This window comes from Streptomyces sp. NPDC004561 (assembly GCF_053602155.1).
Genome location: NZ_JBSGDB010000308.1, coordinates 1 through 11,081, shown reverse-complemented (window position 1 = coordinate 11,081; position 11,081 = coordinate 1). Strand labels below are relative to the sequence as shown.

General features: G+C 73.0%; 11 protein-coding genes and 1 pseudogene. 4 read left to right on the top strand and 8 right to left on the bottom strand.

Features of this window, described 5'->3' with window-relative positions; translation table 11 throughout:
• Positions 1 to 657, top strand: a 657-nt coding sequence (locus tag ACWEN3_RS31350; RefSeq protein ID WP_452977524.1) for an SbcC/MukB-like Walker B domain-containing protein, incomplete at its 5' end; no start/stop codon positions are given.
• A 3-nt stretch (positions 658 to 660) separates the two neighbouring features.
• On the opposite strand, the gene ACWEN3_RS31345 is transcribed toward ACWEN3_RS31350, so the two are convergent.
• A complete protein-coding gene (locus ACWEN3_RS31345; RefSeq protein ID WP_452977521.1) occupies positions 661 to 1,107 on the bottom strand; it encodes an Lrp/AsnC family transcriptional regulator in 447 nt (148 codons plus the stop codon).
• Positions 1,108 to 1,201: 94 nt separating this feature from the next.
• Between ACWEN3_RS31345 and ACWEN3_RS31340 the strand changes: the two genes are divergently transcribed.
• On the top strand, positions 1,202 to 1,696 hold the full coding sequence (locus ACWEN3_RS31340) for a rhodanese-like domain-containing protein (RefSeq protein ID WP_452977518.1): 495 nt from the start codon (positions 1,202 to 1,204) through the stop codon (positions 1,694 to 1,696).
• 26 nt (positions 1,697 to 1,722) lie between these two features.
• On the top strand, positions 1,723 to 2,238 hold the full coding sequence (locus ACWEN3_RS31335; protein ID WP_452977515.1) for an immunity 21 family protein: 516 nt from the start codon (positions 1,723 to 1,725) through the stop codon (positions 2,236 to 2,238).
• Positions 2,239 to 2,241: 3 nt separating this feature from the next.
• Here the strand turns inward: ACWEN3_RS31335 and ACWEN3_RS31330 are convergent, their stop codons facing one another.
• The 6 genes and pseudogenes from ACWEN3_RS31330 to ACWEN3_RS31305 all read right to left on the bottom strand — a co-directional run bounded on the left by ACWEN3_RS31330 (position 2,242) and on the right by ACWEN3_RS31305 (position 8,319).
• Complete coding sequence (locus ACWEN3_RS31330; RefSeq protein WP_452977513.1) at positions 2,242 to 3,483, bottom strand: cytochrome P450; 1,242 nt, start codon at positions 3,481 to 3,483, stop codon at positions 2,242 to 2,244.
• A gap of 33 nt (positions 3,484 to 3,516) precedes the next feature.
• The gene (locus ACWEN3_RS31325) at positions 3,517 to 4,908 is read right to left on the bottom strand and encodes an NAD(P)/FAD-dependent oxidoreductase (RefSeq protein ID WP_452977511.1); all 1,392 of its coding nucleotides are present in this window, start codon (positions 4,906 to 4,908) and stop codon (positions 3,517 to 3,519) included.
• Positions 4,898 to 5,137: a ferredoxin gene (locus ACWEN3_RS31320; RefSeq protein WP_452977508.1), complete on the bottom strand. Its 240-nt coding sequence runs from the start codon at positions 5,135 to 5,137 to the stop codon at positions 4,898 to 4,900. Before ACWEN3_RS31320 ends, ACWEN3_RS31325 begins: the two co-directional genes overlap by 11 nt.
• 163 nt (positions 5,138 to 5,300) lie before the next feature.
• Positions 5,301 to 5,981, bottom strand: coding sequence for a hypothetical protein (locus ACWEN3_RS31315; protein WP_452977505.1), 681 nt, complete (start codon positions 5,979 to 5,981; stop codon positions 5,301 to 5,303).
• 106 nt (positions 5,982 to 6,087) lie between these two features.
• A pseudogene (locus ACWEN3_RS31310) lies at positions 6,088 to 7,780 on the bottom strand (DUF885 domain-containing protein).
• Positions 7,781 to 7,833: 53 nt separating this feature from the next.
• Positions 7,834 to 8,319, bottom strand: coding sequence for an Lrp/AsnC family transcriptional regulator (locus ACWEN3_RS31305; protein WP_452977502.1), 486 nt, complete (start codon positions 8,317 to 8,319; stop codon positions 7,834 to 7,836).
• Positions 8,320 to 8,379: 60 nt separating this feature from the next.
• Between ACWEN3_RS31305 and ACWEN3_RS31300 the strand changes: the two genes are divergently transcribed.
• On the top strand, positions 8,380 to 9,579 hold the full coding sequence (locus ACWEN3_RS31300) for a trans-sulfuration enzyme family protein (protein ID WP_452977499.1): 1,200 nt from the start codon (positions 8,380 to 8,382) through the stop codon (positions 9,577 to 9,579).
• A 322-nt stretch (positions 9,580 to 9,901) separates the two neighbouring features.
• Here ACWEN3_RS31300 and ACWEN3_RS31295 read toward each other — a convergent pair.
• Positions 9,902 to 11,081: GNAT family N-acetyltransferase (locus ACWEN3_RS31295; protein WP_452977496.1), on the bottom strand; the 1,180-nt coding region annotated here is incomplete at its 5' end.

Here is an 11,081-nt window from a genome sequence, read left to right as displayed (position 1 = left end):
GCCGCCTCCGCGCGCGACGCCGCCGCCCGCTGCTGCACCGAGCTGGACCGGCTCTCCGCACGGGCCGCCGAGGCCGTACGACGGCTCGCACCGCTGCGCGACGAGTACGACCGGGTCGCCCGGCTCGCCGCCCTCACCGCGGGCACCTCCGCCGACAACGAGCGCAGGATGCGCCTGGAGTCGTACGTGCTCGCGGCCCGCCTGGAGCAGGTCGCCGCCGCCGCGACCGTACGTCTGCAGCGCATGTCCTCGGGCCGCTACACCCTCGTCCACTCCGACGACCGCACCGGACGCGGCCGCAGCGGGCTCGGGCTGCACGTCGTCGACGCCTGGACCGGCCGCGAACGGGACACCGCCACCCTGTCCGGCGGCGAGACCTTCTTCGCGTCCCTCGCGCTCGCCCTCGGCCTCGCCGACGTCGTCACCGACGAGGCGGGCGGTGTCCGGCTGGACACCCTGTTCATCGACGAGGGCTTCGGCAGCCTCGACGACCAGACCCTGGACGAGGTCCTGGACGTCCTCGACTCGCTGCGCGAACGCGACCGCAGCGTAGGCATCGTCAGTCACGTCGCCGACCTGCGCCGCCGCGTCCACGCCCAGCTGGAGGTCCTCAAGGGCAGATCGGGGTCGACGCTGCGGCAGCGGGGAGTCGGCTGAGGTTCAGCGGCCGAGGGGGCGCCGGGGGAGGGGCGAGGAGTAGACGACGCTGGTGGTCACCGAGCCCAGCGCGCCTATCTTTCCCGAGACCTCCTCGAGGTGGGACATGGAGCGCGCGGCGACCTTGATGACGAAGCAGTCGTCGCCCGTCACATGGTGCGCCTCCAGGATCTCGGGCGTCGTGGCCACGAGGTCGTGGAACGGTTTGTAGTTGCCGTTGGGGTACCTGAGCCGCACGAACGCGAGGATCGGCAGCCCGAGGCGCTCGGGGTCGACGACGGCCGCGTACCCCTGGATCACGCCGGCCTCCTCCAGCCGCCGGACGCGTTCGGTGACGGCGCTCGGCGACATGGACACCGCGCGCGCCAGCTCGGCGTAGCTGACCCGTCCGTCGCGCTGCAGGACCTCGAGGATGCGCCAGTCGGTGGCGTCCGGGGAATACACGGTCATCCCGGATGGATAGCAGGGGAATCCCCGGCCGGACAAGGGCAGGGCCGTGGATCGTGACTTCAGTCGGTGGGCCGTGGGCCGGAGAATTCCATTCATGATCACCACGAACCCCGTGAACGCCGGTAACCCCCTGAATCCCGTCCTGCGCGTCGCGCCCGCCGCCCCCGCCGAGGCCGCCGCCCACTTCCGGGCGAGCCTCGCCTTCCACGCCGACGTCTCCGACGTGGCCGCCGCGCTCGCGGCCGACGGCGACCCCGGCTTCGTCGTCGTGGACTCCCGCTCCACCGAGTCCTGGGACCAGGGCCACATCCCCGGCGCGGTCCACCTGCCCACCGCGCTCGTCCCCGAGCAGGCCGGTCGACTCCTCGACCGGAACGTGCCCGTGGTGACGTACTGCTGGGGTCCCGGCTGCAACGGCGCCACCCGCGCCGCCCTCGCCCTCGCCGAACTCGGCTACCAGGTCAAGGAGATGCTCGGCGGCTTCGAGTACTGGGCGCGCGAGGGCTTCCCCTACGAGACCTGGCAGGGGCCCGAGAGGCGCGATCCCGATGCGCTGACGGCGCCCGTGGCAGGCGAGTGCGGCTGCTGACACCGGGGCGTGTAGGTTCTGAGCCCATGGCTCGATATGCGGACCCAGGCGTGCTGGAGTGGGTGGAGTCGGGCGGCGGCCCGCTGATAGCCGTTCCGGAGGTGGTCCTGCCGTTCTGGGCGGGCGCCGACAGCGAGGAACTGGACACGGACTACGACCGGGCCTGCGAGGTCCCCGGCTACGCCGGACTGCTGCCGGTCGGCGACAGCGCGGCCCTCGTCCTCGGCGACGAGCCGGCCTCCACCTCCTATCTGCCCGAGCACGACACGTTCGTACGCTGGTCCGCCGCGAACTCCGAGGACGAACTGCTCGCCCAGATCCCCGCCGCCCTCGCGACGGCGGCCTGGGAACCGGAGATCCGCTGGGACGTGCCCGGCCCCGTCCTGCTGTTCGACTCGGCCTGGCCGGGCGGCGACGCCGACCGCACGGAACACCTGCGCGTCCCGCTGGCGGCCGGCTCCTACTCGGTCCGCGCCGCCTACGCCCAGCCGGGTCCGGAGACCTGGGTCGGGCTGGTGCAGGTCAGACGGATCGCCGGCTGACCCTCACGGGTTCAGGCCCTCGAAGGCGATGTTCAGATGGCGCGGGCCGCGCAGCACCGCGTTCTGCCGGTACGGCGGCGGGTCCTCCACCAGCCGGGGGTTCTCCAGCCGCCGCGCCAGTTCGGACAGGGCGGTCTGCGCCTCCAGGCGGGCCAGCGGAGCGCCGAAGCAGCTGTGGATGCCGCTGCCGAAGCCGAGGTGCTGGATGTCCCCGCGATCCGGGTCGAAGCGCTCGGGGTCCTTGAACCGCTCGGGGTCACGGTTGCCCGCGGCCAGCACCAGCCAGAGGCGGGCGCCCTTGGGGACGGTGACCCCGCGCACCTCGATGTCGGTGATGGTGGTCCGCTGCGGCACGATCTGCACCGGTGGCTCGTAGCGCAGCAGCTCCTCCACGATGTTCACCGACAGCCCCGGGTCCTGCCGCAGGCGCTGGAGGAACTCCGGGTGTCGCAACAGGGTCAGCATGCCGTTCGTGATCAGGTTGACCGTCGTCTCGTGACCGGCGATCAGCAGCAGCACGGCGGTGCTGAGCACTTCCATCATCGTCATCGCACCGTCCGGACCGTGGCTGTTGACCAGGTCGGACAGCAGGTCGTCCTGCGGTTCCTTGGTGCGCTGCTCGACCAGCCCCGCCAGGAACATCCCGAGCTGCATCCGGGCTTCCTGCGCCGTCTTCACGAACTCGGGGTCGGCGTTCTCGCGCGTCTCCGGGTCGAGGGTGGCGACCAGTGGATCGACCCAGGCACGGAAGCGGGGCTCGTCCTCCCGGGGCACCCCGAGCAGCCGGCAGATCACGGTCACCGGGAAGGGGTAGGCGAACTGGTCAACCAGGTCGGTCTGCCGCGCGTCCCCGAAGCCGTCGATCAGCTCCCTGACGATGGCCGCCATGTCGCCCCGCATGTTGTCGACCCGGCGCGGCCGGTGCGGCGGCCCGAAGGCACTGTTGGCGATGCGCCGGAGCCGGTCGTGCTCCGGCGGGTCGAGCCGCAGGAAGGACGGCGGCAGTCCTCCCGTCTCCTCCGACTGGTCCAGCTCGTCGGCCGCGGCGGCGGCGAGGTTCGCGGCGTCGGAGCTGACCCGGGGATCGTGCAGCAGGGCCTCGATGTCGTAGTACGAGCTGAAGACGTACGGGCCGCCCTCCTCCTCGTGCAGGACCGGATTCTTGCGCAGCTCCTCGTACAGCGGGTACGGGTTGGCGCGGTTGGCGAAGTCGGTGATCTGTTGGAACAGCGGGGCTTGCGTCATGACACGTCCTCGGAGCGTGGGGCCGGGCGGCGGTCAGTGCCGGGCGGGGTGGAAGACCAGCTGCTGGTCGGCGGGCGAGTAGCCGCTGAGGGTGACGGTCGGGCCGTGGGTCGGCAGGGACGGGTCGGGGAAGTCGGCCGCCACCGGCTGCCGGCCCTCGGGACGCCGGTCCATCGTCGGGAACTCCACCGGGAACGGCGCGCCTTGTTCGATCTGCCGCGCGTAGAACTCAAGCCAACGGGTGTTGTCGAAGCTCACGGCGGCGATGACGCGGCCCTTGTAGCCGTACACGCCGACGAAGCGGCGCTCGGCCAGCGAGCCCTGCGTGATCATGATCTGGTCGGCCATGGGCGGCACGCCGACCGACTTGATGTTCACGCCGAACATCGACGACCAGAAGGCGGGCATCCACAGGTGCGGCCGCCGTTCGGCGCCGTGGCAGATCATGTTGTGCGCGGCGGTCTCCGCCTGCGCGACGGCGTTGCCCCAGTGCTCCAGCGACAGGAACTGGTAGCCGAACAGCGCGTGCGGGGAACGGGCGACGTCACCCGCCACGAACACGTCGTCGGTGACGATGCCCCGGAAGTCGAAGGCACGGCAGCCCGCGTCGCAGGCGATGCCCCGGGGCCCCGCGCCCAGCCCCGACCCGGTCAGCCAGTCCGTGTTCCGCTGCGAGCCCAGCGAGACCACGACCACGTCCGCCTCGACGACGCTCTCGTCGGACAGGTGCACGGCCCGCACCCTGCCCACCGGGTCGCCCTCCAGCGAGGTCACCGTGACATGGGTGCGCAGATCCACTCCGTTCTCGGTCTGCAGATCGGCCGCGACCGCGCCGACCACCCCGCCGAGCGCGCCCACCAGCGGCGCGCCCGCGCGCTCCGCCACGGTGACCGGGATGCCCATCTCCCGGCACGCCGAGGCGACCTCCGACCCGGCGAACCCGGCGCCGATCACGAACACCCGGCGCGGCCCCGCCTTGAGCCGCTGCATCAGCCGGGCCGCGTCCTCCCGCGTGCGCAGCAGGCACACGCCGTCCAGCCGGGCCTCCTCCTCCTTCGGCCAGGGGCGGGCGCGCACACCGGTCGCGATCAGCAGCCGGTCGTACTCCACCTCGTCCCCGTCGGCCAGCCGGACCCGCTTGGCCGACAGATCGAGGCCGGTCGCCGCGACCCCGAGCCGCCACTTGGCGTCGATCTCCCGGCGGTGGGGCAGCTCGGTGTGGTGCGGGGACGCGAGGCCGAGCAGCACGGACTTGGACAGCGGCGGCCGGTCGTACGGTTCGTACGGCTCGTCGCCGATCAGGGTCAGCTCACCGGCGAAGCCCTCGGCGCGCAGGGTCTCGGCGGCGCGCAGGCCGGCCAGCGAGGCGCCCACGATCACGATCCGGCCCTCGTGCCGGAGCCATTCCACGTAGTCAGCGGCCATCGAACGCAGTCCCTTCGTGCGCGAAGCCGCCCGTTCCGTCCAGCCCGTCCGCGCTGATCGCCTGCACCGGGCAGGCGGCGACGGCCCGCGCCAGCCGTTCCCGCTGCTCCTCGTCCGGGCGCGGGTTGTAGATCAGCGACTCCTCGCCGTGCATGGCGAAGACGTCGGGCGCGAGGAACGCGCACTGCGCGTACCCCTGACACTTGTTGAGATCGACGACGAGTCGCATCGACGCTCCGCCCTTCCGATGGCGAGGGTCCGGGGCGCGCCACGCGGCTGGCGCGGTCGGCTCCGGACGGCGGTCGTCCCCCGCTCGCCAGCATGGGAGGGAAGCCGGGGTGGCCGCGCGCCGGGCACGCCGATCGAGTGAGCCGCCCCCTGCCGGGCGGAGGTCAGGCGGCCGCGGCGGCCCGCGCCCGGTTCCTGCCGCTCGCCACGAGGATGTACACGCTGAGCACCAGCGACCACGCCGGGAATACCAGTTCGATCCAGGGCACGTTCGACGCGACGACGAGCAGCGTCAGGGCGCAGAGGAAGCCGAGGATCGTCAGCCAGCGCGGCAGGACCCCCAGGCGATGGCCGATCACCGACATGGAGCACACGAAGACTGCCGCCATCCGCATCGAGTAGCTGGTCAGCAGCGAGTACGCGAGATGGCGGCCGAAGTCCCAGTAGGCCGGCCCCGGCAGGGGGCCGGTGGGATTCTCGATCGAGAGCACGGCACCGGCCGCCGCGGCCGCGCCGAACATGGTGGCCGTGAAGACCAGGCCGCTGCCGAGGAGGACGGTTGCGAGGAACTTGTCCTCGACCTCACCGATGTGCGCCCGTACGGCGCCCACGAACCACAGGAAGAAGATGCCGGCGAACGGCACCAGCGCGAGGGCCGTCTGCACCGCGCGGCGCTGCCCGGAGTTCGTGAACCCCGGAGCGCTCAGCGCGTTGGCGGCCCCTTCCGGGATCCCGATCCTCATCAGGACGATCATCGCCGCCACCAGCAGCGCGAAGACGACTCCGGCCAACCCGGCGGCCCGTGGCGTCTCCAGCGCCCGCTGCCCCGGCCCCGACTCCTGCATGCCCGGCCCGCCTCCTCCGCATCGGCCCCAGGCACCAGTTGGCCGCCGCCCCGCCGCCCCCGCCACCGGGGGACGGCCGGACGGCCGAGCCGGGCGCGGTCCGCGGTCAGAGCTGTGACAGCTCGTCCACCAGGTCGTCCAGGCCCAGCGAACCTTGCGACAGCGCTGCCATGTGCCAGGCCTTCAGGTCGAACGCGTCGCCGTGCCGCTCGCGCGCCTTCTCCCGGCCCAGCAGCCAGGCCCGCTCACCGAGCTTGTAGCCGATCGCCTGGCCCGGAATGGTCAGGTACCGGGTCAGCTCGCTCTCCACGAAGTCCGCGGGCCGGCTGCTGTGCGCACCGAAGAACTCCTGTGCCAGCTCGGGGGTCCAGCGCTCACCCGGGTGGAACGGCGAGTCCGCCGGGATCTCCAGCTCCAGGTGCATGCCGATGTCCACGATCACCCGGGCCGCCCGCATCATCTGCGCGTCCAGATAGCCGAGCCGCTGCTCCGGGTCGGTGAGGTAGCCCAGCTCGTCCATCAGGCGCTCCGCGTACAGCGCCCAGCCCTCCGCGTTGGCGCTGACGCCGCCCACGGTCGCCTGGTAGCGGGAGAGGTTCTCGGCCACGTGCGCCCACTGCGCGAGCTGCAGGTGGTGGCCGGGCACACCCTCGTGGTACCAGGTCGAGACGAGGTCGTAGACCGGGAAGCGGGTCTGCCCCATGGTGGGCAGCCAGGTGCGGCCGGGCCGGGAGAAGTCCTCCGACGGCGCCGTGTAGTAGGGGGCCGCCGCACCACCGGGCGGGGCGATGCACGACTCCACCCTCCGCACCCGCTCGGCGAGCTCGAAGTGCGTGCCGTCCAGGTCCTCGATGGCCTGGTCCATCAGGCCCTGCAGCCAGGCGCGGACCTCCTCCACGCCCTCGATGTGCCGGCCGTGCTCGTCGACGTGCGCCAGCGCCACCCACGGCGTCTCGGCGCCGGGCAGGATCTTCTCCGCCTCCTGCCGCATCTCGCCGAGCAGCCGGTGGAACTCCGACCAGCCGTACGCGTACGCCTCGTCCAGGTCCAGGTCGGTGCCGTTGAAGTAGCGGGACCAGCGCGCGTACCGCTCACGGCCCACGACGTTCGGGGCGTCCTCGACGGCCGGCGCGTACACGTCCCGCAGCCAGTCCCGCAGCTCCACCAGGGCGCCGGTCGCCGCGCGGGCGGCCTCGTCCAGCTCCCCCGCGCAGCGCCTCCGGGCCCGCGGCGGCGAAGTCCTCGAACCAGCCGCGGCCCTTGCCGTCCGTGTCCGTCCACTCGGTGACCTGCTCGATGAAGGTCGCGGTCGGCCGCGGCGCCGCGAACAGCTTGCGCTCCAGGCCGAGTTCCAGCGACTCGCGGTAGCCCGCGAGCGCGCCCGGCACCGCGCGCAGCCGCTCGGCGATCGCCGCCCAGTCCTCCTCGGTCTGCGCCGGCGTCACCGTGAAGATGTCCCGCACCGAGTGCCCGGGCGTGTGCATGTTGCCGACCGCGCGCAGGTGCTCGTCCGCCTCGTGCACGGCGAGTTCGGCGGTCAGCCGCTCCCGCAGCAGCCGCCCGCAGCGCCGCTCCACGTCACTGTCCGCACCCGGCCGCCGCTCCGCCTCGTCCAGCCTGGCGAGGGTGGTCCGGGACAACTGGGCCAGGGCCTCCTGACCTGCGGGCGAGTAGTCGGGCAGCCGGCTCGAACTCTCCTTCACACCGAGGTAGGTACCGGTGACCGGGTCGAGGGCGATGAGCTCGTCGACGTACGCGTCGGCGACCTGGCGGGGCAGCGGGCTCTTGGTCTCAGACATGCCGCCCATCCTCGTACGGTGGGGATCTCCGCGTCACCCACGTACGGGGGGATTCAGCTCTGGGCGTGTCGGGGAGGGAGCAGGGGACCGCACTCCCACTGCTGGAAGATCAACCGGGTCTCCACCCGGGCGACCTCGCGATGCGCCGTGAACTCGTCGAGCACCAGCCGCTGCAGATCCGCCATGTCCGCGACGGCCACATGCACCAGATAGTCGTCGGGCCCGGTCAGATGGAACACCGTCCGCGCCTCCGGCAGCGCGCGGATCCGCTCCACGAACGGTCCCACCAGCTCCCGCCGGTGCGGTCTGACCTGCACCGACAGCAGCGCCTGCAGCCCGCGTCCGAGCCGCGCCGGATCGACCTGCAGCCGGTGGCCGAGTATCACGCCCGAGCGGCGCAGCCGGGTCACCCGGTCCAGACAGGTCGACGGCGCGACTCCCACCTGCTCGGCGAGGTCGCGATAGGTGGTCCGGGCGTCGTTCTGCAACAGCCGCAGCAGATGGAGGTCCACCGGATCCAGTACGACAGATTCGGCCATTGGCCGAACGTAGCACGGTGTTCGAATTCAGAGAACCGTTCGCTGTTCACCCTTCCGCCCATGGACACAGCGACCACGGGTGCCTACGACGACGTACGCACCGCACCGAGAGCCCTGGCCACCGAGGCCGTGCATGCCGGCCGCGACGATCTCGCCCGGCAGGGACTGCACGCCCCGCCGATCGACCTGTCCACGACCTACCCCTCGTACGACAGCCGGGGCGAGGCCGCACGCATCGACGCGTTCGCCACCGACGGCGCCGACCCGGCCGGCCCGCCGATCTACGGCCGTCTCGGCAACCCGACCGTCGCCCGCTTCGAGACCGCCCTGGCCCGGCTGGAGGGCACCGAGTCCGCGGTCGCCTTCGCCAGCGGCATGGCCGCGCTCAGCGCCGTCCTTCTCACCCGATCCGCCATGGGGCTGCGCCACGTCGTGGCCGTACGGCCGCTGTACGGGTGCAGCGACCATCTGCTGACCGCCGGACTGCTCGGCAGCGAGGTCACCTGGACCGACCCGGCCGGCATCACCGACGCGCTCCGGCCGGACACCGGCCTGGTCATCGTCGAGTCCCCGGCGAACCCGACCCTCGCCGAAGTCGACCTGCGGGCCATCGCCCACGCCTGCGGCTCGGTCCCGCTGCTCGCCGACAACACCTTCGCCACGCCCGTGCTGCAGCGCCCGGCCGAGCAGGGTGCGCGGCTGGTGCTGCACAGCGCCACGAAGTACCTGGGCGGCCACGGCGACGTGCTGGCCGGAGTGGTCGCCTGCGACGAGGAGTTCGCCGGCAGGCTGCGGCAGATACGGTTCGCCACCGGCGGGGTGCTGCATCCGCTGGCCGGCTATCTGCTGCTGCGCGGGCTGTCCACGCTCCCGGTGCGGGTCCGGGCCGCCTCCGCGAACGCCGCCGAACTGGTCCGCCGGCTCGGCTCCGACCCGCGCGTGGCCCGCGTCCACTATCCGCGCATCGGCGGCGCGATGATCGCCTTCGAGGTGCACGGCGACCCGCACGAGGTCATCTCCCGGGTCCGCCTGGTCACCCCGGCGGTGAGCCTCGGCAGCGTCGACAGCCTCATCCAGCACCCCGCCTCCATCAGCCACCGCATCGTCGACGCCGACGACCGGCGCGGCGCCGGGGTGAGCGACCGCCTGCTGCGCCTCTCGGTGGGCCTGGAGGACGTGGACGATCTGTGGAAGGACCTGGACCAGGCCCTGGGCGAACGGACCCGGACCCCGATACCCCTGCGGGAGACGGTGAGCTGAGCCCTGCGCTCGGCCGGCTGGACGTAGGCGGGCGGTGCCGGGCTTGGTGACGCCGGCACCGCCATCGCTGTTGGGGCGGACCTGGCCGAACGGCGTTCGGGGTTCGCGATGGGGGCGGGCGGGGTCCGTTACCGCCGGCACCGCTGTCGTGGGCGAGCGGCGTCGCGGTGGGGCCGGGTGAACGGCGCTCGGCTCTCCAGTGGAGGGCGGTCGTCGCCGTCCGGCGGTGCCGTGGCGGACGAGCGTCGTCGGGGCCGGTTCGGGCGGTGGGTCTGTCCCCCCTGGCGGCCCGGTGGGGACAGACCCACCGGGCCGGACGGTGTCAGTCCCGGCGGGACGCGGCTCCCTGCCGGTCCTGCGTGGTGCCGTACGACGGCCGGGCGGCGCCGCGTGCGGTGTCCAGCCGGGCCGTGATGACCAGCGTGCCCTCCTCCACCTGGTAGTCCAGCGGCAGGCCGAGGCCGCGCATCGCGGCGACCATGCCGGTGTTGGAGGCCTGCGTCACCGCGTACACGCTTCCGCAGCCGGCCTCCACGGCCAGCGCCACCAGCCGGCCGAGCAGTTCGGCGCCGATCCCGCGCCGCTGCCAGTCGTCCTCGATCAGCAGCGCGACCTCGGTCTCCTCGCCGTCCCACAGCAGATGCCCGACGCCGACGATCCGGCCCGAGGGGGTCTGCGCGGCCAGCGTCCGCCCGAAGCGGGGGCTGAGCAGGTGGTTCAGATAGCGGTCCGCGTCGCCGATCGGGCCGTGGTAGCGCAGGCCGAGGGTGCGGGCCGAGCACCGGTCGTGCATCGCCCTCGCCGCGGCCAGATCGCCGGTGTCGACCCGCCGGACGGTGATGTCGTTGCCCTCGGGCAGCGTCAGCACGTCCTGGCCGCGCGGGATCCGCGGGCCGAGCCGGTTGTCCAGTTCCACCAGCGCCCGGGCCCGCGCGAACTCGGTCGGTGTGAACGGGAGATACGGCCGCTCCACGGTGAGCACGCCACCCTCCGGCGCCGGCAGCCGCATGACGGTGTCCTCCAGCACGCCCTCGACCGGCACCGGCTCCGGACCGCGGCCCCCGCCGACCGGCCTGCCGGGCAGCGAACGGATCGTGCACCGGCCCAGCAACTGACGCAGCGCCAAAGGCAGTTCGGCGGCGTCCAGCGCGGTGCGGGCCGCCAGACCGAGCACCCGGGTCGGGGCGTCGACCAGGTCATGGGCGTCGGCCCGCTCGATCCAGGTGGACTCGCCCCCGGCCACCGCCACCAGCCCGGTGATCTCGGCCGCCGCCACCGCCGCCGGCGCCCGCAGCAGGAACTCGTCCACGGTGCCGTCGGCCAGCGGATGCGTCTGGAGGCTCAGGATGTCGACCCGCCGCCCGGCCAGCGCCATGCAGAGCGCGGCCAGCGAACCGGGCTCGTCCTTCACCCCGGACTCGGTGCGCCAGGCCCTGCTCCGCCGCACCCGGGAACTCCTCGACGCCCAGGCATCCGGCGTCTCGTCCCCGCAGTGAGCCGGT

What these genes read in the sequence shown, in the direction of transcription:
- ACWEN3_RS31345 (WP_452977521.1), bottom strand. Translation starts at nt 1,107, where the DNA reads ATGACCGTGTATTCCCCGGACGCCACCGACTGGCGCATCCTCGAGGTC.
- ACWEN3_RS31340 (WP_452977518.1), top strand. Translation starts at nt 1,202, where the DNA reads ATGATCACCACGAACCCCGTGAACGCCGGTAACCCCCTGAATCCCGTC.
- ACWEN3_RS31335 (WP_452977515.1), top strand. Translation starts at nt 1,723, where the DNA reads ATGGCTCGATATGCGGACCCAGGCGTGCTGGAGTGGGTGGAGTCGGGC.
- ACWEN3_RS31330 (WP_452977513.1), bottom strand. Translation starts at nt 3,483, where the DNA reads ATGACGCAAGCCCCGCTGTTCCAACAGATCACCGACTTCGCCAACCGC.
- ACWEN3_RS31325 (WP_452977511.1), bottom strand. Translation starts at nt 4,908, where the DNA reads ATGGCCGCTGACTACGTGGAATGGCTCCGGCACGAGGGCCGGATCGTG.
- ACWEN3_RS31320 (WP_452977508.1), bottom strand. Translation starts at nt 5,137, where the DNA reads ATGCGACTCGTCGTCGATCTCAACAAGTGTCAGGGGTACGCGCAGTGC.
- ACWEN3_RS31315 (WP_452977505.1), bottom strand. Translation starts at nt 5,981, where the DNA reads ATGCAGGAGTCGGGGCCGGGGCAGCGGGCGCTGGAGACGCCACGGGCC.
- ACWEN3_RS31305 (WP_452977502.1), bottom strand. Translation starts at nt 8,319, where the DNA reads ATGGCCGAATCTGTCGTACTGGATCCGGTGGACCTCCATCTGCTGCGG.
- ACWEN3_RS31300 (WP_452977499.1), top strand. Translation starts at nt 8,380, where the DNA reads ATGGACACAGCGACCACGGGTGCCTACGACGACGTACGCACCGCACCG.